Genomic DNA, 21,291 nt, shown 5'->3' on the forward strand with positions numbered 1-21,291 from the left:
TTATATCAGCGCGGGTGCGACGTGCGGGACGCCGCACCATCGTCATCACGTTCTGCGAACGGCAGGTTGGCGGCTTCCTCGAAGCCCTTCTTGCTGCCCTTGCCATAGGCCCACCCCACGATAGCCAGGAAACACAGCAACCCGGCTACCGTAACGATGGAACGCAGATCATTGATGTCCATGGCTATTACTTGACGTTCTTCAGCGCCAGACCCAGGCCCTGCAGGTAGGCAATCAGAACGTCCATTTCGGTTTTTTCGCCGATGGCCGCCTTGGCACCCTTGATTTCCTCGTCGGAATAGGTGGGGATACCCCGCGCATTAGCGTAGCCGCGCATGATCTCCATCTTCTTCTCGATATCGGCCCCCACGCTGTCCTTGGCCTTGACGTCAGCCAGGAAAGCGAAGGCGGGCATGTTGGACTCGGGAACCACGTCGCGCGGATTCATCAGGTGAGCACGCTGCCACTCGTCGGAGTAGCGACCGCCGACGCGATGCAGGTCCGGCCCGGTACGCTTGGAACCCCACTGGAAGGGGTGGTCATAGACGTATTCGCCAGCCACGGAGTAGTGACCATAACGCTCGGTTTCGGCGCGGAACGGACGAATCATCTGCGAATGGCAGAGGAAACAGCCCTCGCGGATGTAAACATCGCGACCGGCCAGACGCACGGCGTCATAGGGCTTGGTGCCTTCAACCGGAGTCGTGGTCGACTTCTGGAAGAACAGCGGAACGATTTCCAGCAGGCCGCCCACGCTGACCACCAACAAGGTCAGAACAACGAGCAGGCCGACGCTTTTTTCAATTTGCTCATGCTTAAGCATTGTTATTTCCCCCTAATCAGGCGTGATGACCGGCCGGAGCAACTACCGGCATGTCCTGGGTCTTGCCGCCCGCCATGGTCTTGAACATGTTGTAGGCCATGATCAGCATGCCGGTCAGGAACAGGACGCCACCCAGCCAACGGATCGCCCAGAACGGGTAGGACCCCTTGACGGATTCAACGAAGCTGTAGGCCAAGGTGCCATCGGTGTTGACGGCACGCCACATCAGGCCCTGCATCACACCGGCGATCCACATCGAAGCGATGTACAGGACGGTGCCAATCGTGGCGATCCAGAAGTGGGCCGTCACCAGGCTGGTGCTGTACATCTCGGACTTGCCGAACAGACGCGGCAGCAGGTAGTAGATGGAACCGATGGAAACCATGGCCACCCAACCCAGAGCACCGGAGTGCACGTGGCCGACGGTCCAGTCGGTGTAGTGCGACAGTGCGTTGACAGTCTTGATCGACATCATCGGGCCTTCGAAGGTGGACATGCCATAGAAGGACAGCGAGGTGATCAGGAACTTCAGGATCGGATCGTCACGCAGCTTATGCCAGGCGCCCGACAGGGTCATGATGCCGTTGATCATGCCACCCCAGGACGGAGCCAGCAGGATCAGCGAGAAGACCATCCCGACGGACTGAGTCCAGTCCGGCAGAGCGGTGTAGTGCAGGTGGTGCGGACCGGCCCACATATACGTGAAGATCAGCGCCCAGAAGTGCACGACGGACAGGCGGTAGGAATAAACCGGGCGGCCTGCCTGCTTCGGCACGAAGTAGTACATCATGCCCAGGAAGCCGGCGGTCAGGAAGAAGCCGACCGCGTTATGGCCGTACCACCACTGGATCATTGCATCCTGCACGCCGGAATACATGGAGTAGGACTTGGTCAGGGAGACCGGCATTTCCATGCTATTGACGATATGCAGCAGCGCGACAGCGATGATGAAGGCGCCGAAGAACCAGTTGGCCACATAGATGTGCGATACCTTGCGGACCGCGATGGTGCCAAAGAAGACCAGGGCATAAGACACCCAGACCGCAGTGATCAACAAGTCGATCGGCCATTCCAACTCGGCATACTCTTTACCCGAGGTGATACCGAGCGGCAGGGTGATCGCCGCCAGGACAATGATGATCTGCCATCCCCAGAACGTGAATGGCACCAGCGGCCCACCCCACAGGCGCGCATGGCTGGTACGCTGAACGCACCAGTAGGAAGTGGCAAACAGCGCACAGCCACCAAAGGCAAAGATCACTGCATTGGTATGCAGCGGACGAAGGCGCCCAAAGTGCAACCAGGGCCCAATGTTAAGTTCCGGCCAGACGAGCTGAGCCGCAATGATGACACCGACAAGCATGCCGACGATGCCCCAAATTACAGTCATGACGGCGAATTGCCGTACGACTTTATCGTTATACGTGGTTTGCGTTCCAGACATGAACCCACCTCTCGCTAATGAAAAACGGAATGCCCCTCTTCCAGACCACAAGGGGCATATCAACGCATAGTATTCTAGACGACCGGAGTCAATTTGACATAGATCAACCTACTAATTATCTAGTCCGAACTAGTGTGAAATATCTACGTTTTGGCGCAAGAGGGGGTAAAAAAGTGGACAAAAAAAGGGTGCGTCGCAACGCACCCCAACCCCAACAGAGAACTGACGCAAGGCAGCCGCCTTGCAATGCGCGAATTATTACCGCTCAGCCATCCTGGAGCATTGACTCAAGTCAAACTTCTTCAGCTTTTGCTGCATTCGCTTCGCCCTTCCCCTTATTCGCATCAACCGCTGGTGGCGGCTGATCATCCATCAGAACCCGGAAGCCAGGCCCTTCAAGATCGTCGAACTGGCCACTGCGCACTGACCACCAGAAGGCGAGCGCGATGCCGAACACCAACAGCACCGAGATGGGAATCAACAGGTAGATACTTTCCATCAGTCAGACTCCTGGCGCTGGATACGCAGCGAATTGAGAACAACCAGCAGCGAACTGGCCGACATGCCAATGCCGGCCAGCCATGGCGTGACGTGACCGGCGATGGCGAGGGGCAAGGCAACGAAATTGTACGCGAAGGACCACCACAGGTTCTGCCGGATGATGACCAGCGTCCGCTGGGCACGGGAAAGCCCATGCCGCAGGTGATCGAGATTCTCGGAAAGCAGGACGAAATCGGACTGCGTACGGGCCAGTTGCGCCCCGCCGCCCATGGCCACCGAAACCTGCGCCTGGGCCAGGACTGGCGCATCATTAACACCGTCACCGACCATTGCCACGACCGCGCCCGCCGCCTGCAGCTCTTTGACGCAGTCATGCTTGCCCTGCGGCGTCACACCGGCCCGCACATCCGCGATACCCAAGGCAGCCGCGACGCGTCGCGCAACGCTCTCCGCATCACCGGTCAGCAGCACGACCTGCTTGCCCAGGGCTCGCAATTGACCGACCAGGCGGGCCGCCTCGGGGCGCAGTTCGTCGCCGATACGAAACAGGGCCAGGCACCCGTTCTCGTCGCCGAGCACGACAACCGTATCGCCGCTCGCCAGCCACTCGCCGGCAGATTCGGGCAAGCTCCCTTCGGCCAGAGCGAGGGCAAAGTCCGGCCGGCCGATACGATAGCGACAACCATCGATCAACCCCTCGACCCCCTGCCCCGGTTCGCTGCGCACATCGACAGCCTCCCGAGCCGCCCCCGTCCAACCATGGCGCAAAGCGCTGGCCAGCGGGTGCTCGGAAGCCCGCTCCAGCGCAGCCGCCAGCGCGAGGCACTCATCGCGCGACAACTCGGCTGCAGGCAGGACATCCACCAGGTGCATGCGCCCGGTGGTCAAGGTTCCCGTTTTGTCAAAAACAAAATGCGTGGCGCGGGCCAGGGTTTCGATGGCGTGGCCACGCGTTACCAGCAGGCCATCCCGGGCCAGCGCCCCGGCGGCGACGGTCAGCGCGATCGGCGTGGCCAGTGACAGCGAACAGGGACAGGTCACGACCAGGACCGACACGGTGATCCACAGGGCTTTCGCCGGATCGACAAGATACCAGCCGATAGCCACGGCCACCGAAACGAGGAGTAGCGCCGCAACGAAATAGCTGGCGATGCGATCGGCCATCTCGACGATTTTCGGTTTCTCGGCGGCCGCCCGCTCCATCAGGTGAATGATGGCGGACAGGCGCGTCCCTTCACCGACCTGATCGACCCGCACCACCAGCGGACTTTCGGCATTGATCGAACCGCCCGTCACCGGATCGCCCGGTGCTTTCGGCACCGGCCGGCTCTCGCCGGTGAGCAGCGCTTCATTGGTGCTGCTCACCCCCTCGACGATGCGACCGTCCGCCGGCACGATGTCACCGGCCTGGACCAGCACATGATCCCCAACCTGCAGATCAGCCACCACGCATTGCACGACTGAGCGCTCAGCAGGAAAAGCCGGCATTCGTTGCGCGAAGGCTGGCAGCAGCTTGGCCAGGGCCTCGGTCACGCTGACCGCTTTCTGGCGGGCGGTCATTTCCAGGAAACGGCCACCGAGCAGGAAGAAGACAAACATGGTGACCGAGTCGAAATAGACCTCGCCGGCCTGCGTAAAGGTCGCCCAGCAACTGGCCAGAAAGGCAGCGCCAACCCCGAGCGCCACCGGGACGTCCATGCCGACGCGACGCAACTTGATGTCGCGCCAGGCATTGCGGAAGAACGGCGCCGACGAGTAAAAGACGACCGGCACGGTGAGCACCATGCTGGCCCAACGCATCAGGCTTTCGATATCGGCCGTCATGTCGCCGTCGGCGATGTAAACCGGGTAGGCGTACATCATCACCTGCATCATGCCAAAACCGGCCACCCACAAGCGCCACAGCGCATCGCGCCGTTCCTTGCGGGAAATCTCCTCGTTTTTCGCCGCATCGTAGGGATAGGCCCGGTAACCGATGGCGGCAATGGCAGCCAGGATATCGGACAGCTTGATGCGCGACTCATCCCAGCGGACCCGGGCCCGACGGGTGGCGTAGTTGATATCGACCGCCGTGACACCGGGCAGACGGCCGACATGCTGTTCATTCAGCCAGATGCAGGCAGCACAGGTGATGCCCTCGAGGAGCAGTGAAGCTTCGCGCTCGTTCTCACCCAGCTCCTTGACGAAGCTCTTCTGAAATTCGGCGTGGTCGAATAGCGCCAACTGATCGAGCACGGCCGGCATCGCTTCGCGCGGCGACTCGGGCAGTGCGTCGCGGCTGCGGTAATAATCCGCCAGACCGTTGTCGACGATGGACTGGGCGACGGCCTGGCAGCCGTAGCAGCACATCGCCCGCGTTTCGCCGCCGATCTTGACTGACAGGTCGACGTCGTCGGGAATGGGCAAGCCACAGTGATAACAGGAAGATGCTGACATACCAAAGAAAAAAGGCACCGAAGTGCCTTTCGAGCCACGGGCGGAGGCGCAGTATAGTTTATTTGGCGCCCATGCGGATGGCACCGTCCAGGCGAATGACCTCGCCGTTCAGGTAGGCGTTTTCGGCGATGTGCCTGACCAGCGCAGCATATTCGGCCGGTTTGCCCATGCGGGTCGGGAAGGGAACCATCTTGTTCAACGCATCCTGCACTTCGGCCGGCATGCCGAGCAGCATCGGTGTTTCCATGATACCCGGGGCGATGGTGACGCAACGGATGCCGCTACGCGCCAGTTCGCGTGCCACCGGCAGGGTGAGGGCGACGATGCCGCCCTTCGAGGCAGCATAGGCAGCCTGGCCGAGCTGACCTTCGTATGCCGCCACGGAAGCGGTATTGACGATGACGCCACGCTCACCGCCGGCATCCGGTTCGTTCTTCAGCATCGCCTCAGCAGCCAGGCGCAGCATGTTGAAGGTACCGATCAGGTTGATGTTGATGACCTTGGTGAAGCTCTCCAGGCGATGCGGGCCTTCCTTGCCGACCACCTTCTCGGCCGGTGCAACACCGGCACAATTGACCAGGCCGTGCAGGGCGCCGAACTTGGCCACCGCCGAGTTGATGGCATTGGCCGCCGAAGCCTCGCCGGTCACGTCGGTTTCGACGAACAGCGCATTGCCACCCAGCTGAGCCGCCAGTTGCTCACCCGCCTCGCGATTGACATCGGCCAGAACCACCTTGGCGCCCGCCTCGACCAGCGCCGTCGCGGTCGCCGCGCCGAGGCCGGAGCCACCACCCGTCACCAGAAATACCTTGTCCTTGATCTGCATTGCCACTCTCCTCTGTCTCTGATTTCAATCACCATTCCAGACGGTACCGTATGGAACAAACGAGCATGTTACCCCGGGTTCGGTCAAAGAAAAATCCCCGTGTCTTTGGCGGTGCTATCATCATCGGATGATCCTGCGAAGATCGCCCAAGACCATGTCAGATCGTCTTCCCGCCCATTTGCGCCTGGCCACTATTCTGGTCATCGACCCCTCACCGACCGACCGGGCCCAGATCTGCGACTGCCTGAAGCAATTGCCCGACGTCCGCGTCATTGCGGCCGGCGAGGCCGGCGAGGCACTGGAGGTCATCCGCTCGACCAGTCCGAACATGATCCTGCTCGACAGCACGCAAAAGGACATCGACGGCATTTCGCTGACCCGGGCCATCCGCCATCTGGAGCAATCTGGGATTTCAGCCGACTTCGCACCATGGACACCGATTGTCTTCCTGTCCTCGGTCGCCGACGAGGATGTGCTGGCCCAAGGCATCCTGGCGGGCGGCGACGACTTCATCAGCAAACCGGTTTCCGAAGTCGTCCTGCTTGCCAAAGTGCGCGCCATGCTGCGCATCGCGGCACGGCAACGCGAAATTTGCCACGTGCATCGCCAGCTCAAGGAGATCGCGACGCTGGACAGCCTCACCGGCATCCCGAACCGTCGCTATTTCGACGACACGCTGGCCACCGAATGGAAACGCTGTCTGCGCACCGAAACACCGCTCAGCATCGTTCTGAGCGATGTTGATTTCTTCAAGCAATTCAACGACATCTATGGCCACCAGGCAGGCGACACCTGCCTCAAGGCGGTAGCGGGCACGCTCAGTGAGTCCTTGTTCCGGGTGGAAGACAGCGTCGCCCGCTATGGCGGCGAGGAGTTCGTTGCGATCCTGCCGGGCACCGACGCCGAAGGCGCGCTCGCCGTGGCCGAGCGCATGCGCCAGTCTGCGCTGGAACTATGCATCCCCCATGCCAGCGGCATCGATGGCCGCCTGTCATGTAGTTTCGGGGTGGCCAGCGCACGCCCCGGCCCGCACCTGGCGCCGCAGCAACTGTTGCGCTTTGCCGATGCCGGCCTGTACGCAGCCAAGCGCGCCGGCCGCAATCGTGTCTCGCTCAGCCGCGAAACGCTTGCCTGAAACAGGGAAGGGGCGAACTAACGCCAGCCTAGCAAAAGGCGATGGCCAGAATGGCCGGGTCATCCAGCCAGTTGAGCAGCGCATGCGTGCTGAGACGATGCAGGGCGACCCAAGCCTGGGCCGCCAGATCGATGATCATTTCAGGCACCGGGATCGTTCCGCCGAGGCTGGGTGGGCAGCCGGACGGCCACCCACGAAAACTACTCGGCCGGCTTGCTGCCGGGCTTGCGCCCTGGAGCCGGTTTCGGGATGTAGCCGAAAATACGGCATTGAATGGCCTGGACCGGCTTGCCGTCCTTGAAGCTGGTCACACTGCAAGTCGAGATTTCGTGCTGGGCGGACAATTCGGCCAGAGCTTCCCGGACTTCGGCAAGCGGAATCTTGATTGCATTGGCAATTTCGCGGTCGAGCAATTGCCCGTGTTTTCTCAGGTGTTCGAGAAGAAGCTGGGGTGTAGGCATCGATACCTCCTTTGCCGGCGATCGCGGCCGCTTGCCGGGGGCGAGGGTCGCGAAACAGAAAAGCAAAAAGCCCAAGCGCAGCCTGGGCGAAATGCTGAATTGACTGGTGCCGTTGATGTGAATCGAACACACGACCTACTGATTACGAATCAGTTGCTCTACCAACTGAGCTACAACGGCACACGGGGTTGAGCCGAAAACCCGTTACTGCCAGGCTTTCGCCGCTTCCGAAAAAGCAGAGCGTAGAATTATAGCTTTTTTGCCCACCGTCAGGCAACGCCACTCTCCCATGAATCTGCTTCGCGCGCTGGCCACGGTCAGCGGAATGACCCTGCTGTCGAGGATCCTCGGCTTTGTACGCGATTTCGTGATCGCCCGCGCCTTCGGCGCCGGCATGGCGACCGATGCCTTCTTTGTCGCCTTCAAGCTGCCCAACCTGCTGCGCCGGATGTTCGCCGAGGGCGCCTTTTCGCAGGCCTTCGTGCCCATCCTCGGCGAATACAAGAACAAACGCAGCGAGGAAGAGACGCGGACACTGGTCGACCATGTCGCCAGCCTGCTGTCGATGGTACTGTTCGCCGTCACGGCCATCGGCATCGCAGCGGCACCGCTGCTGGTCTGGATCTCCGCCCCCGGCTTCAGCGCCGACGCCGGCAAATTCGAACTGACCGTGACGCTGACCCGCATCACCTTTCCCTACATCCTCTTCATGTCGCTGGTCGCCCTGGCCGGCGGCCTGCTCAACAGCTGGAGCCGCTTCGCCCTGCCCGCCTTCACGCCGGTGCTGCTCAACATCGCCTTCATCGCCATGGCGCTCTTTGCTGCACCGTATTTCGACCCACCGGTCCTCGCGCTGGCCTGGGCAGTTTTCATCGGCGGTCTGCTGCAGATGGCAATCCAGATTCCGGCGCTCAAGAAAATCGCCATGCTGCCCCGCCCGACGCTGAACTGGCGGGCCGCCTGGGCCGACCCGGGCGTCCGGCGCATCGCCACGCTGATGGGGCCCGCCCTGATCGGCGTCTCGGTGTCGCAGGTCAGCCTCCTGATCAACACCATCTTCGCCTCCTTCCTCACCACCGGCAGCGTGTCCTGGCTCTACTACGCCGACCGCCTGATGGAATTCCCCTCCGGCATGCTCGGCGCGGCGCTCGGCACCATCCTGCTCCCCTCGTTGTCGCGCTACCACGCCAGCGAGAACCACGTCGAATACGGCAAGCTGCTCGACTGGGGCCTGCGCCTGACCCTGCTCCTCGCCGCCCCGGCCGCCGTTGGCCTGGCCATCCTGGCCGTGCCGCTGATCGCCACCCTGTTCTTCCATGGCGCCTTTTCCGCCGAGGACGTCTTCCGCACCCGCGAGGCGCTGGTCGCCTACACCATCGGCCTGACCGGCCTGATCCTGGTCAAGGTACTGGCGCCGGGCTTCTACGCCCGACAGAACGTCAGGACACCGGTCCGCATCGCGCTGATTTCGCTCGCCGCGACGCAGGTGATGAACCTGGCCTTCATCGGCTGGATCGGCCATGCCGGCCTGGCGCTCTCCATCGGCCTCGCCGCCTGCCTGAATGCGGCGATGCTCTATCGCGGCCTGCGCCGGATGGATATCTACCAGCCGCAACCGGGCTGGCCGGCCTTCATCGCCAAGCTGTTCCTTGCCCTGCTCGTCATGGCCGGCGTGCTGTGGTTCGGGATGGGCAGCGAAGCCGGCTGGCTGCAGGCCGGCTTCCTGGCCCGCAGCATCCACCTGGCCTGGCTGGTGCCGCTTGGCGCCACGGCATATTTCGCTACACTATGGCTGCTCGGCTTCCGGCTGGGCGACTTCAAGCGGCGCACGGCCGTCTAACCAGGAGACTCAACGATGAAACTGAGCAGCAGCAGTTTTTCCGATGGCCAGAACATACCCGGCGACTACGCCTTCTGCACGCCTGATCCGGCCCACCACGTCTGCCTTGGCCGCAACCTGAACCCGCAGCTGAGCTGGAGCGACGCACCGGCCGGCACGCGTTCCTTCGCCGTGATCTGTCACGACCCGGACGTGCCGAGCAAGGGCGACGACGTCAACCAGGAAGGCCGCACCGTTCCCGCCTCGCTGCCCCGCGTCGATTTCTTCCACTGGGTGCTGGTCGATTTGCCAGCCTCGCTGACCGCGCTGAAGGAAGGCGAATTCAGCAGCAGCGTGACGCCGCGCGGGAAATCCGGCCCACAGGCGGCGCACGGCGCCCGCCAGGGCATCAACAACTATACCGACTGGTTCGCCGGCGACAACGACATGCGCGGTGACTACTACGGCTACGACGGCCCCTGCCCGCCGTGGAACGACGAAATCGTGCATCGCTACGTGTTTACGGTATTCGCACTGGACATCGACCAACTGCCGCTCGACGGCCGCTTCGGCGGTCCGGAGGTACGCCGCGCCATGCAGGGCCACATCCTGGCCCAGGCCAGCCTGACCGGCACCTACACGCTGAATCCGCAGTTGCAGAAGTAACCGTCGTCTGGACACTGACGGGCCATGCCGGAAAGGCATGGCTTTTTTCATTTAAGGGCAGCATCGCCTCGACCGGCAGGTCGATGACGATCCGCAAACCGCCGCTCTCGACGGTGCCGGCCGGGGCCGGGAACTGACTCAGTCGGCGGCGCGGCCCTGCAGCTTGCGGTACAGCGTGCGCGGGCTGACCCCCAGGCGCTCGGCCAGCCGGGCCGCATCGAGCCCCGGCCGCGCCCGGGCCCAGGCCAGGTAGCGGCGCTCCAGCGTGGCGAGCGACACCACCTCGTTCAGCGCAAAACTGCCGGCGGCCGGGCCGGCTTCTGGCGGCAGGTCGTCGGCCAGGTCGATCAGGTGCGGCAAGTCGATCACCTCGCCATCGGCCAGCAACGAGGCGCGCTCGACCAAGTTACGCAGCTCCCGGATGTTGCCGCTGTAGCGCCGGCCGGCCAGCCATTCGAGGGCCGCCGGGCTGAAGCGCCGGCCGGCCAGCCATTCGAGGGCCGCCGGGCTGAAGCGCCGGCCGGCCTTGCGGTCGACCCGTTCAAGCAACGAGATGGCAAGCAGCGGGATGTCGCCGCTCCGCTCGTGCAGCGCCGGCGTGTGAATCGGGAAGGTATTGATGCGGAAATACAGGTCGCGGCGGAAGGTTTCGGCTTGCACCATAGCCCGCAGGTCGCGGTGGGTGGCCGTGACCAGCCGGAAATCGGCCGGCAGCCAGTCCAGACCGCCGACCCGGCGGTAGGTACCGGTTTCCAGCAGGCGCAGCAGCTTGACCTGCAGGGATAGCGGCAATTCGCCGATTTCATCGAGAAAGAGCGTGCCACCCGACGCCGCCTCGACCAGGCCCGGCTTGCGATGCGTGGCGCCGGTGAAAGCGCCCTTCTCGTAGCCGAACAGCTCGCTCTCGAACAGGGTTTCGGTCATCCCGGCACAATCGACCGCGACAAACGGCCCCTCCTCGCGGGCGCTGGCTTCATGGATGGCGCGAGCCACCAGTTCCTTGCCGGTCCCGGTTTCGCCGAGCAGCACGACGGCTGCATCGGAATTGGCGACACGCAGGATCTTCTCCAGCATGGCAATGAAGGCCGGCGAGCGGCCGACCAGGCCCTGCGCCGCCGCCCGGCTGCTCGCCTGACGGACGACGCGCATGGTCTCGACAAAATAGGCGATCCGTCCCTCGTCGTCGCGTATCGGCGTCGTCTCGACGGCGACATGCTCCTCGCCGTGCGGTGTGTGGTGCAGATGCAGGACGCGCTGCGGATTGCCATCCTCCAGGCTCAGCTTGAGCGGACAGGATTCGCCCGCCTGGTCGCACGGCACATCGAAACGATGCGACACCTCGTAGCACATGCGCCCCGCGAGCGGCGTGCCGTCGCCGAACTCGCGGATGTAGGCGGCGTTGGCGGCAACGATGCGGTAATCAGCGCTCATCACGATGCGCGGCTCGGGCAGTCCATCAAGGAAGGAAATCAGCTCGCTCAGGAGGTGGGCAGTCATGTCAGATATGTCACCGCAGTCAAAATTGACATCGATTATTGACACAAACCATCGGCGCCTGACAAGGCCAATTCACCGCCCAAACCGCAAGCATCTGATTAATAACGGATTTTAAAATCCGCAAAAGCAGGCACGCATCTTGATACGTATCAAACCGGAAACCGGAGGCACCTGCCCATGGCGCTTTCCTCACCACCAGTTTGGGCAGGCGCTGGCAACCGGCAAGCGATATGGCGACATTTCCCCCCTTAGTTCGCCCCGCAGGCTAGCTTTATGTAACCAGATCGCCCGGGCGCCAGCCCCGGTTTCCGACCCGACAATTAAAAACCTCAACAGAGAATCCATGAGCCATCCGGAAACGAATACACAGGCAGAAACGGTCCCGAAAGTTTCGTTCTACGAAAAACGCAGGAAAATCTACGCCAAGGGCGTGCGCGGCTTCTTCGACAACTGGCGCATCGCCCTCGTCCTTTTCACCCAGGTCATCTTCTACGGTGGCCTGTGGCTGGAATGGAACGGCCGCCAGGCCATCCTGCTCCACCTCGTCGAGCGCAAGTTCTATATTTTCGGCGCCGTGTTCTGGCCGCAGGATGTCATCTACCTTGCCGCCCTCCTCATCGTTTCCGCCTACGCGCTGTTCCTCGTCACCGCCGTCGCCGGGCGGCTGTTCTGCGGCTACGCCTGCCCGCAGACGGTGTACACCCAGTTGTTCATGTGGATCGAGAACTGGATCGAAGGCGACCGCAACGCCCGCATCAAGCTCGACAAGGCGCCGCTCGATGCCCGCAAGATCCGCATCAAGGGCACCAAGCACCTGCTCTGGCTAGCCCTGTCGCTATGGACGGGTTTCACGCTGGTCGGTTATTTCACGCCGGTGCATGAACTGATCGACAACGTGCTGACCGGCAACCTCGGTCCGTGGGAGTCAGTGTGGATCTTCCTCTACGGCGGCTTCACCTACCTGTTCGCCGGCTTCATGCGCGAGCAGGTCTGCAAGTACATGTGCCCCTACGCCCGCTTCCAGAGCGTGATGTTCGACCCGGATACGCTGATCATCACCTACGATCCGGAACGCGGCGAAACGCGCGGGGCGCGCAAGAAGGGTGTCGACGCCAAGGCGGCAGGACTGGGAGACTGTGTCGATTGCGGCCAGTGCGTACAGGTCTGCCCAACCGGCATCGACATCCGCAACGGCCTGCAGTACGAGTGCATCGGCTGCGCCGCCTGCATCGACGTCTGCGACCAGGTAATGGACAAGGTCGGCCTGCCGCGCGGCCTGATCCGCTACTCCACCGAAAACGCCATGGCGCAACACCTCGGCAAGAAGGACATCCTGGCCCACATCGTCCGGCCGCGCATCCTGCTGTACACCGCCATCCTTGCCATCATCCTCGGTGCCTGTGCCTGGTTCCTCGCCAACCGCATCCCGCTCAAGGTCGATGTCATCCGCGATCGCTCGGTGCTCGCCCGCGAAGCCGACGACGGCCGGATCGAGAACGTGTACATGCTGCAGATCATGAATACCGAGGAAGTCCCGCATCGCTACCGGATCAGCGTCGACGGCCTGCCTGGCGCCGAAATCGCCGGCAGTCCGGAAGTCGATGCCGTTGCCGCCGGCCTCACTTCGGCCAATACCGTCGTCCGCGTGCCGCCCGATGCCGGCAAGGTCGGTTCCAACCCGATTCACTTCGACATCGTCGCGATCGACAACCCGGCCATCAAGGTCCGCGAGAAAGCTGCTTTCCTCCTGCCTCAGTAGCCTGAGGCAGACTCCGCTTGGGCGGGAGCTGGTCTCCCGCCTTTTTTTGTCCATTTTTCAGCGGAGGGCCATGCTGCGGTCGAGAAAATCGCCCAGTTGCGCCAGATGGTGCGTCACGTCGCCGTAGTCATCATGGCTGCCCGGGACCAGCAACAATTCCACCGCCTCACCCGGACGCGCCGCGTGTATCTGGCGCGCCTCATCCACCGGCACGGTATCGTCCTCCAAACCGTGCACCAGCAGTACCGGACAGGTGACTCGGGCGATGGTGTGACATGGTGCGATGTCTTCGAAACGGTAGCCGATCACCCGTTGCACGTAGGCCAGGATATAGGCACCGAAGGGCCAATAGGGGACGCGCTTGCTCGCCAGCCAGCGCCGCATCATGGCGGCCGGGTGGGCGAAAGCGGCCAGGCTGACCACTGCCCGCAGGTCGCGGCGGCGCGAAGCTGCCAGCAGGGCCGCACCGGCCCCGACCGAATGGCCGATGATGCCCAAGCGGGCGGCATCGACTTCCGGCTGCCTGGCCAACCAGAGCAGGGCCGCGTCGATATCCTCGGCAAAGCGCGGCAGCGAGGCGAAGCGATCGTCGTCGCTCTGCCCGTGGCAACGTGCATCGACCAGCAACAGGGCATAGCCGCGCGCGTGCAGCGGCGCCGCCAGCGGCAGCATCATCTCGGCATTGCCGCCCCAGCCGTGCATGACGACCAGGGCCGGCGCCGGCTCGCCGGCCGGAATGAACCAGCCGAACAAGCGCTTGCCATTCGCTGTCGGCATATCCACCGCCCGCCAGGGCACGCCTTGCGGATTGCCCGTCTCGATCACGCGCGGCGCCGCCAGTCCGCGCCGAATGGCGACATTCGCCCCGCCGAGCAGACCGGCCAGCGCCAGCAAGCCCCACAGTACGCTCATGCGGCGCTCACGGATGCGGCCGGAAAATGGCCCGCTGGCCACACCGCGCATCGTGCGGAACAGTGTCACGAATCAGAAGCCGCCAAGCAGCAGCCAGGCTGTGCGTGGTCAGGGCGAACACGCCGGTGCCCATCACGGCGGCGAACCAGCCCGGGGCGAAGGTGCGCGAAATATAGGCAAAGTTCGGATACGACATGGTGCGGCTTCCCAAATATTAGTTCTCGCTAATTTTATCAACCCGGCGCCCCGGCTGCGGCGGCTTTGCCGCCCCACGCCGCCTCCGCTTCGGCGATATACTGAAGGAAAACCACAAAACGGAGACACGCCCCGCCTGCCGGGGGTGCAGCGCATGGACCCGCTCTTCCTGCTCGCCATCGTCACGATTGCCATCGTGCTGGTGTTTGACTACACCAACGGCTTCCATGACGCGGCCAACATCGTCGCCACCGTGATCGCCTCGCGCGCCATGACACCGGCCCAGGCTGTGGTCATCGTCGGCTTTTTCGAATTCCTCGGTCCCTTGCTCGGCGGCACCGCCGTCGCCGACACCATCGGCGGCTTCGTCAGGATGGACGACGTCGCACCACTGCTCTCGCTTGCCATCCTGCTTTGCGGCCTGATCGGTGCCATTGTCTGGAACCTCGCCACCTGGTATTTCGGCATTCCCTCCTCGTCGTCACACGCCCTGGTCGGCGGACTGATCGGCGCCGTCGTCGTGTCGGCCGGCCCCGACCACGTCGTCTGGGGCTTTGCCGAACTGGCCGACGGCCACCTGACCGGCATCGTCAAGGTACTCGCCGCCCTGGTACTCTCGCCGCTGATCGGCTTCTGGGTCGGCTTCGCCATCCACCGTCTGCTCAACAGGCTGCTGATGGCCGCCAACCCCGCTGCCAACGCCCGCCTGCGCGGCCTGCAATTCGTCACCGCCGCCGGCCTCGCCTTCGCCCACGGCGCCAACGATGCGCAAAAGAGCATGGGCATCCTCACCCTCGTCCTGCTCCTCGGCGGTTTCATCCCCAGTTTCGCCGTGCCGTTCTGGGTCATGCTTGCCTGTGCCTCGGCCATTACCCTCGGCATCCTCTCCGGCGGCTGGCGCATCGTGCGCACCCTCGGCTTCGCCATCTACCGCGTCCGCCCGATCCACGCCCTCGGCTCGCAACTCACCTCGGCCGGCGTCATCATGGCCGCCTCGCTGGGCGGCGCCCCGGTGTCCACCACCCATGTCGTCGCCACCTCGATCATGGGCATCGGCGCCTCGGAACGCCCGCGCGCCGTGCGCTGGGCCAAGGCCAAGGACATCGCGACGACCTGGATGGTCACCATCCCCGGCGCTGCGCTGGTCGCCATCCAGGCCTACGCCCTCGTCAATCTCTTCCTCGGAGGCAAACCATGAGCGAAGACACCCCGCCCTCGATCTTCCGCCGCCTGTTCGAACGCGTCTTTCCCAAGATGCCCGACTTCTTCGCCCTGCTCACCGAGCAGTGCCAATATGTCACCAATACCACCGGGCGCCTGGTCGAGTTCATGGAAACCGGTGATGCCGCCGTCGGCCAGTGCATACGCCAGGACGAGCACGAGGCCGACCGGGTCAAGATCCGCAACCTGCACACGCTGAACGAGGCGTTCTCGACACCGATCGACCGCGAAGACCTCTACCGCGCCATCGTCGACCTCGACGAGATCGTCAATTACTGCAAGACCACGGTCAGCGAAATGGAAGTGCTCGACCTCAAGCCCGACAAGCATTGCCTGGAAATGGCCATGCACATCAAGCTCGGCACCGACGCGCTGGTCCAGGGCTACGCCCGGCTCGCCAAGGAGCCCGCCCTCGCCGCCGAAGATGCCGACATCGCGCGCAAGGCCGAACGCCGTGTCGAAAAGAACTACCGCCGGGCCATCGCCGAGTTGTTCGTCGGCGACGACTACATCCACATGTTCAAGCGCCGCGAAATCTATCGCCACCTGTCCAACGCCGCCGACCGCATGGCCAACTGCGCCAACACACTGCACGACATCGTGGTCAAGATGTGCTGATCGCCACGAAACGCCCTGCCGCCATGGGGATCAAATAAAATAGGCCCAAAGTCATAGAAAACTACAAGAGGGGGAGCGTGAGATGAGCAAGGAGCACAAGGTACGCGCCCCGAATGACCGGCGCACAGAGGATCTCGGCCCCCCCAGCGGCTGGAAGGAGCGGCGGCGCAAAACCGAAAGGCGCATTCCCACCGTCGAGGAAACCACGGTGTCGGAAGACGAATGGCTCGCCTACTTCACCCCGCGCCCGGCCAACGAAGATGCGGCAGCCCACGAAGCGGCTGCCGACATCCTCGGCAAGGCGCCCCGCTGAGTAACGCCCCTTGCTGCAAACCCTCGCCCGCCTGATCCTCAAGGCCCTCGGCTGGCAACTCATCGAGCCGGCCAACCGCCCGGCCCGCATGCTCATCCTGGCCTACCCGCACACCTCGAACTGGGATGGCTTCTACGCCCTGCTCACCGGTCTGGGCCTCGGCCTGCGCGCCCACTGGGCGGCCAAGGACAGCCTGTTCTTCTGGCCCACTGGCCCGCTGCTCAAGCGACTCGGCGGCATCCCGGTCAACCGCCGCCAGCGCACCGGCTTCGTTGACCAGATGATCGAACGCTTCGCCTGCGACGCGCACTGCCAGCTGATCATGGCCCCGGAAGGCACCCGCCGCCGCACCGAAGGCTGGAAAAGCGGCTTCTACCGCATTGCCCTCACGGCCGGCGTGCCGGTCGCCCTCGGCTGCGTCGACTACGCCCGACGTGAGGCCGGCATCCTCGCCTACGTCACCCTCACCGGCGACCCGGCCGCCGACATCGCCACCATCGCCAGCCACTATGCCGGCCGCTCGGGCAAACACCCCGAACTCGCCTCGCCGGTTCGCTGGCTGGCGTGAATCCGTTTTTCAACGCCGCAGCTCGGAGAGCACCCCTTCCCTACCCTTGCTCGGCTGACCTCTCGGCGCGGGATGCTCGCCCTTGGGCTTGAAGGCGGCTTACTCCGCCACCAGTTCCACCGTCTCGCCGCCAAATACCACTGCCTGCCCCGGCCGCAGCTTGGCCCGCTTGCGCGTATCCACCGCGCCATCCACCTTCACCCGCCCCTCGGCGATGGCCGCATGCGCCGCCCCGCCGGATTCGCACAGGCCGGTCGCCTTGAGCAGTTGGTCGAGCTGGATATGGTCGCCGCGCACGGCAAAGCGGATGGTCATGGTCGTCTTCCTGAAACGGGCAGCGGAATTGCTGCCCCGGCCGCCATTGTAGACCGCCCACCCACGGCACACCCTCGTCTGGCCCGACGCTACCAGTAGTTCTCCGTCGCGAAATGCCCTGGCGCCGCGCTGCGATCCGGGCGCAGCCCTCGGGCCAGCAGCGCATCGCGCACGTCGTCCAGCATCTGCGGGTTGCCGCAGACCAGGATGCGGCTGTCCTCCGGCGTCAGGTCGAGCCCGGCCGCCTGCTCCAGGCTGCCGTCGGCGATCAACGCCGGGAGCCTGGCCTGCAGCGTCCCCGGCACGGTTTCCCGGGTGACGATGGCGACGAAGCGCAGCGGCGGGCGGTCAGTGCCGAGCAAGGGGTCGTCCGCCAAGGCGGCCAGTTCGTCGCGATAGGCGAGATCACGCGCCTGGCTGACGCTGTAGGCCAGCACGCGCTCGTCGTAACGCTGCCAGACATCCGGATCGCGCAAGATCGAGAGGTAGGGCGCGACGCCCGTGCCGCTGCCCAGCAGCCAGAGGTGGCGCCCGCCGGTGAAGCGGGCAGCCGTCAGGTAGCCGTAGGGCAGTTTTTCGACGTAGAGCATGTCGCCGATATCGGCCGCCGCCAGCCGGCTGCTGAAAGCGCCGCCCGGCACGAGGATGGAGAAGAACTCAAGGTATTCGTCGTAGTCGGCGCTGACCATCGAATAGGGCCGCCAGATGACGCTGCCCGGCAGGCCGCTACCGCTTGGCATGCCGAGGCGAACCCATTGCCCGGGGGTGAAGCGGAAGGCGGGCGAGCGCGACACTCGCACGGAGAACAGCTTTTCGCTCCACCGGCGGATGCTCAGGATGCGTTCCGCCGTCGCCTTTTCCAGCGGGTCGGGCGGTGGGCGGCGGAATTCGGGCATCGGGCGCATGGCTTCCCTCTCGATGGTGGATCAACGGCGAAACGCCATATCGATTGGTGCCCGGACTGCAGCATTTTGTTCCCGCCTCATGCAGAATGGACGCTCCCCGCCCAGCCCTAGGAACGCCCATGTCCGCTACGCAAACCGATTCGCCCCTGGCCGAGCGCGTGCTCGCCTGCATGATGGAAGCCGTCATCCACGCCGACCGCCAAGGGCTGATCGAGCTATGGAATCCGGCGGCCGAAACGATGTTCGGCTTCAGCGCCGCCGAAGCCATTGGCCAGAGCCTCGACATCATCATCCCGGAACGCCTGCGCGAGGCCCACTGGCGCGGCTTCAATGCCGCCATCGCGAGCGGCCGGACGCGCCTGAATGGTCGCCCGACCGTCACCCGTGCCCTGCACAAATCCGGCGCAACCCTCTACGTCGAGATGAGCTTCGCCATGGTTTGTGCGGCCACCGGTGAGGTCATCGGCTCGGTCGCCGTCGCCCGCGATGCAACGGAGCGCGTACAGCGCGAAAAGGCCGCCCGCAACACCGGGCAAGCCTGAACGCCGATCCCGGTCGGATCAAGCGGGCGGCAGCGCGCCCTCGCCGACCAGTACCAGATGCACCCGGCAAGGCCCATGGGCGCCAAGGACGATGGTCTGCTCGATGTCGCCGGTCCGGGATGGCCCGGAGATGAAATTGATGGCGCGCGGCACTTCGCCGCGTTCGGCGCGGAGCAGGGCGAAGGCGTCTTCCATGGTAGCAACGATACGCGCCGTATCGACCAGCGCGATGTGCGTTTCCGGCAGCAGGCTGACAGTAGCCGGCGTGTCGGCGCCGGAAAGCAGGACCAGCGTGCCGGTTTCGGCGACGGCGCAGAAGCAGCCGGTGACACCCACCTGATCGGCATCGACCGCCCCCCGCGCGTCGACCGTCATGCCGCAGCCGGCCCAGTCGAGGCGGGCGATTTCCGGCGTGACGACGGCCTGACTGCCGAGCCGGTTCGCCGCCAGGTAGTCGGCCACAGCGCCCGGTACCGCTTCCCAGGTGACGACGCCGGCCAGCGTGCTGGCCAGGCTTTCGGCCTTCTCGCGGAAGCGGTCGACCAGCGCGCCCGGGATGGCCGGTTGCGGGCCCCGGGCTTTTGCCTCCAGCACCGCCAGTGCAGCGGCCCGGCGCTGGGCGAAATAGCCCTTGCCGACACCATGCTGCACCCGGTCGAGGATTTCCTGCTTGGCGCTCATGCCACCTGGTTCCGCGGCGTGCCGGCCGCAAAGGCCTCGATGTTGTCGATCAACTGATCGGCCAACGCCTGCATCGCCGGCCGGCTCGACCACGCGACATGCGGCGTAAGCAGGAAGTTGGGCCGGGCGAGCAGTGCCGGATCGACCATCGGGTGCCCGGCCGGCGGCGGTTCCGCGGTGATGACATCGAAGCCGGCGCCGGCGATCCAGCCCTCCGTGAGCGCCCGGATCAGCGCCGCTTCATCGACGATGCCGCCGCGCGCCGTGTTGATGAGCAGGGCCGAGGGCTTCATGGCTTGCAACTCGGCCTCGCCGATCAGGCCGGTGGTTTCGGGCGTCAGCGGGCAATGCAGGCTGATCGCGTCGGCCTGTGCCAGCACGTCGCCAAACGCCGTGTAGCCGGGCCGTACCGTTGCCGCCGCCTTGCGCTCGGCGCGCAGCACGCGCATCCCGAAGGCCTCGGCCAGCCGGGCGACACCGTTGCCCAGCGTGCCGCTGCCGATCAGGCCGAGCGTGGCGCCATGCAGGTCGCGGATCGGGTGGTCGAACAGGCAGAACTGTGAGGATTGCTGCCAGCACCCCGCGAGCAGGGTTTCCCGCCAGGCGACCAGGTTGCGTGACAGGGCAAGGAGCAGGGCGATGACATGCTCGGGCACGGTGTGCTCGGCATAGCCGCGAATGTTGGAAACGACGATGCCGCGCGCCCGGCAGGCATCGAGATCGACGTTGTTGGTACCGGTGGCGGAGACGGCGATCATTTTCAGTTCGGGCAGCGCGGCGATGGCCGCAGCATCGAGCGGCACCTTGTTGGTGATCGCCACAGCCGCGCCACGCAGGCGCTCAACGACCTGCCCCGGCAGCGTGGCGGGATACTCGACCCATTCATGGGCGAAGGCCGGCCGCCGCACGGCAGCGATCAGCGACTCCGCCTCCAGCTGGACGATGCGCACGGCTTCAGGCCGCCTGCAGTTCGAAGGCCTTGCCGGCGGCCTCGGCGATGGCGCCGACTTGCGCCCCGAGCGCGGCGTTGCCGCAATAAACCAGGCGTTCAATGGTGCTGGCGCACAAGCCCTCGATCGCCGCGACGTCGCCCTGCAGCAGGTTGACCACACCGGCCGGCCATTCCTCGCGGCTGGTCAGTTCGCACAGCGCAAACACGGCCGAGGGAGCCTTCGGGCTGGGCTTGACGACCAGCGTTGCACCGGCCAGCAGGGCTGGCGCCATGCTATTCGCAAAGCCGGCCAGCGGGCGCTCCGCATCAAGCACCAGGCCGATCACGCCGGTCTGGCCGACGGTCGCGCTGCGCAGGGCGGCAACGGCCTCACCGACTTCGGCTGTCGCCCGTTCTGCATCGAAGCCGCAATCCTGCGTCAGCAGCTTGGCGAAGTGCCCGGCGTAGTGTTCCAGGGCATCGGCCAGGCGGCCCAGGCAGACACGGCGGGCCGGCATGCCCATCATCGCCCATTCCGGCTGCGCCGCCTGCGCCGCCTGCACCGCCGAGGCGGCTTCGCTGGCACCGCATAGCGGTACGCGATGGGTCGCTTCGCCCGTGGCCGGATTGGTCACGGTGTAGAAATCCTGGGGGACCGTCAAAAAGGCGTGGCCGTTGACCCACATCGGGATGGCCATCGGGCCTTCGGTTGCAAATTCCATG

24 protein-coding genes and 1 tRNA gene are annotated in these 21,291 nt (G+C 64.5%); 9 read left to right on the forward strand and 16 right to left on the reverse strand.

From position 1 onward, the window contains the following. Nucleotides 1-5: 5 nt before the first annotated feature. The 6 genes from K420_RS0101125 to K420_RS0101150 all read right to left on the reverse strand — a co-directional run bounded on the left by K420_RS0101125 (nt 6) and on the right by K420_RS0101150 (nt 6,030). The gene (locus tag K420_RS0101125) at nt 6-182 is read right to left on the reverse strand and encodes a CcoQ/FixQ family Cbb3-type cytochrome c oxidase assembly chaperone (RefSeq protein WP_027456425.1); all 177 of its coding nucleotides are present in this window, start codon (nt 180-182) and stop codon (nt 6-8) included. A gap of 5 nt (nt 183-187) precedes the next feature. After that, nucleotides 188-829: a cytochrome-c oxidase, cbb3-type subunit II gene (gene ccoO, locus K420_RS0101130; protein WP_088177823.1), complete on the reverse strand. Its 642-nt coding sequence runs from the start codon at nt 827-829 to the stop codon at nt 188-190. 10 nt (nt 830-839) lie between these two features. Further along, nucleotides 840-2,267 (reverse strand): cytochrome-c oxidase, cbb3-type subunit I, encoded by a 1,428-nt coding sequence (ccoN, locus tag K420_RS0101135; RefSeq protein ID WP_027456427.1) that lies wholly within the window; start codon nt 2,265-2,267, stop codon nt 840-842. A 292-nt stretch (nt 2,268-2,559) separates the two neighbouring features. Continuing rightward, nucleotides 2,560-2,766, reverse strand: a complete 207-nt coding sequence (ccoS, locus tag K420_RS0101140) for a cbb3-type cytochrome oxidase assembly protein CcoS (protein ID WP_027456428.1) — start codon at nt 2,764-2,766, stop codon at nt 2,560-2,562. Further along, a complete protein-coding gene (locus K420_RS0101145) occupies nt 2,766-5,204 on the reverse strand; it encodes a heavy metal translocating P-type ATPase (protein ID WP_027456429.1) in 2,439 nt (812 codons plus the stop codon). The genes ccoS and K420_RS0101145 overlap by 1 nt, the downstream gene beginning before the upstream one ends. A 58-nt stretch (nt 5,205-5,262) precedes the next feature. Next, the gene (locus tag K420_RS0101150; RefSeq protein WP_027456430.1) at nt 5,263-6,030 is read right to left on the reverse strand and encodes a 3-hydroxyacyl-CoA dehydrogenase; all 768 of its coding nucleotides are present in this window, start codon (nt 6,028-6,030) and stop codon (nt 5,263-5,265) included. A 154-nt stretch (nt 6,031-6,184) separates the two neighbouring features. Here K420_RS0101150 and K420_RS0101155 point away from each other — a divergent pair, with 154 nt between their 5' ends. Continuing rightward, nucleotides 6,185-7,165, forward strand: a complete 981-nt coding sequence (locus tag K420_RS0101155; RefSeq protein ID WP_084019726.1) for a diguanylate cyclase — start codon at nt 6,185-6,187, stop codon at nt 7,163-7,165. A gap of 200 nt (nt 7,166-7,365) precedes the next feature. On the opposite strand, the gene K420_RS0101165 is transcribed toward K420_RS0101155, so the two are convergent. Further along, a complete protein-coding gene (locus K420_RS0101165) occupies nt 7,366-7,626 on the reverse strand; it encodes a rhodanese-like domain-containing protein (protein WP_027456432.1) in 261 nt (86 codons plus the stop codon). 104 nt (nt 7,627-7,730) lie between these two features. Further along, nucleotides 7,731-7,806 (reverse strand) — tRNA-Thr (locus tag K420_RS0101170). 109 nt (nt 7,807-7,915) lie between these two features. Here K420_RS0101170 and murJ point away from each other — a divergent pair. Both murJ and K420_RS0101180 read left to right on the forward strand, forming a co-directional pair. Beyond that, nucleotides 7,916-9,466, forward strand: coding sequence for a murein biosynthesis integral membrane protein MurJ (murJ, locus tag K420_RS0101175; protein ID WP_027456433.1), 1,551 nt, complete (start codon nt 7,916-7,918; stop codon nt 9,464-9,466). Nucleotides 9,467-9,481: 15 nt separating this feature from the next. Continuing rightward, nucleotides 9,482-10,111 carry a YbhB/YbcL family Raf kinase inhibitor-like protein gene (locus K420_RS0101180; RefSeq protein ID WP_027456434.1) on the forward strand — a complete coding sequence of 210 codons (630 nt, stop codon included), beginning with the start codon at nt 9,482-9,484 and terminating at the stop codon, nt 10,109-10,111. A 138-nt stretch (nt 10,112-10,249) separates the two neighbouring features. Here K420_RS0101180 and K420_RS0101185 read toward each other — a convergent pair whose 3' ends face one another. Further along, the gene (locus K420_RS0101185; protein WP_035854356.1) at nt 10,250-11,608 is read right to left on the reverse strand and encodes a sigma-54 interaction domain-containing protein; all 1,359 of its coding nucleotides are present in this window, start codon (nt 11,606-11,608) and stop codon (nt 10,250-10,252) included. A 343-nt stretch (nt 11,609-11,951) separates the two neighbouring features. Here K420_RS0101185 and ccoG point away from each other — a divergent pair, with 343 nt between their 5' ends. Beyond that, nucleotides 11,952-13,367, forward strand: coding sequence for a cytochrome c oxidase accessory protein CcoG (gene ccoG, locus K420_RS0101190; RefSeq protein ID WP_027456436.1), 1,416 nt, complete (start codon nt 11,952-11,954; stop codon nt 13,365-13,367). 57 nt (nt 13,368-13,424) lie between these two features. On the opposite strand, the gene K420_RS0101195 is transcribed toward ccoG, so the two are convergent. Next, nucleotides 13,425-14,279, reverse strand: a complete 855-nt coding sequence (locus K420_RS0101195; protein WP_027456437.1) for an alpha/beta hydrolase — start codon at nt 14,277-14,279, stop codon at nt 13,425-13,427. Nucleotides 14,280-14,286: 7 nt separating this feature from the next. Then, nucleotides 14,287-14,475 (reverse strand): hypothetical protein, encoded by a 189-nt coding sequence (locus K420_RS20665; protein WP_027456438.1) that lies wholly within the window; start codon nt 14,473-14,475, stop codon nt 14,287-14,289. A gap of 153 nt (nt 14,476-14,628) precedes the next feature. Here K420_RS20665 and K420_RS0101205 point away from each other — a divergent pair, with 153 nt between their 5' ends. From K420_RS0101205 to K420_RS0101220, 4 genes are all read left to right on the forward strand, one after another. Beyond that, nucleotides 14,629-15,672, forward strand: coding sequence for an inorganic phosphate transporter (locus K420_RS0101205; protein ID WP_027456439.1), 1,044 nt, complete (start codon nt 14,629-14,631; stop codon nt 15,670-15,672). Continuing rightward, a complete protein-coding gene (locus tag K420_RS0101210; RefSeq protein ID WP_027456440.1) occupies nt 15,669-16,313 on the forward strand; it encodes a DUF47 domain-containing protein in 645 nt (214 codons plus the stop codon). The genes K420_RS0101205 and K420_RS0101210 overlap by 4 nt, the downstream gene beginning before the upstream one ends. 82 nt (nt 16,314-16,395) lie before the next feature. After that, nucleotides 16,396-16,626: a hypothetical protein gene (locus K420_RS0101215; protein ID WP_027456441.1), complete on the forward strand. Its 231-nt coding sequence runs from the start codon at nt 16,396-16,398 to the stop codon at nt 16,624-16,626. 10 nt (nt 16,627-16,636) lie between these two features. Beyond that, nucleotides 16,637-17,194 carry a 1-acyl-sn-glycerol-3-phosphate acyltransferase gene (locus K420_RS0101220; RefSeq protein ID WP_027456442.1) on the forward strand — a complete coding sequence of 186 codons (558 nt, stop codon included), beginning with the start codon at nt 16,637-16,639 and terminating at the stop codon, nt 17,192-17,194. 99 nt (nt 17,195-17,293) lie between these two features. Here the strand turns inward: K420_RS0101220 and K420_RS0101225 are convergent, their stop codons facing one another. Both K420_RS0101225 and K420_RS0101230 read right to left on the reverse strand, forming a co-directional pair. Then, nucleotides 17,294-17,509 carry an RNA-binding S4 domain-containing protein gene (locus K420_RS0101225; RefSeq protein ID WP_027456443.1) on the reverse strand — a complete coding sequence of 72 codons (216 nt, stop codon included), beginning with the start codon at nt 17,507-17,509 and terminating at the stop codon, nt 17,294-17,296. Between the two features lie 89 nt (nt 17,510-17,598). Continuing rightward, nucleotides 17,599-18,414: a ferredoxin--NADP reductase gene (locus K420_RS0101230; RefSeq protein ID WP_198293781.1), complete on the reverse strand. Its 816-nt coding sequence runs from the start codon at nt 18,412-18,414 to the stop codon at nt 17,599-17,601. Between the two features lie 119 nt (nt 18,415-18,533). On the opposite strand from K420_RS0101230, the gene K420_RS0101235 reads away from it, so the two are divergent. After that, nucleotides 18,534-18,956, forward strand: a complete 423-nt coding sequence (locus K420_RS0101235; protein ID WP_027456445.1) for a PAS domain-containing protein — start codon at nt 18,534-18,536, stop codon at nt 18,954-18,956. A gap of 18 nt (nt 18,957-18,974) precedes the next feature. Here the strand turns inward: K420_RS0101235 and K420_RS0101240 are convergent, their stop codons facing one another. From K420_RS0101240 to K420_RS0101250, 3 genes are read right to left on the reverse strand one after another with little or no spacing between them, the layout of a single operon-like run. Further along, nucleotides 18,975-19,637 carry a LutC/YkgG family protein gene (locus K420_RS0101240; RefSeq protein ID WP_027456446.1) on the reverse strand — a complete coding sequence of 221 codons (663 nt, stop codon included), beginning with the start codon at nt 19,635-19,637 and terminating at the stop codon, nt 18,975-18,977. Then, on the reverse strand, nt 19,634-20,587 hold the full coding sequence (locus tag K420_RS0101245) for a D-2-hydroxyacid dehydrogenase (RefSeq protein ID WP_027456447.1): 954 nt from the start codon (nt 20,585-20,587) through the stop codon (nt 19,634-19,636). Before K420_RS0101245 ends, K420_RS0101240 begins: the two co-directional genes overlap by 4 nt. Before the next feature lie 4 nt (nt 20,588-20,591). Continuing rightward, entirely contained in the window at nt 20,592-21,290 is a 699-nt protein-coding gene (locus tag K420_RS0101250) for an aldehyde dehydrogenase family protein (protein ID WP_027456448.1), read from the reverse strand. Nucleotide 21,291 lies beyond the last annotated feature (1 nt).

The organism is Dechloromonas agitata is5 (genome assembly GCF_000519045.1).
Lineage (GTDB): Bacteria > Pseudomonadota > Gammaproteobacteria > Burkholderiales > Rhodocyclaceae > Azonexus > Azonexus agitatus.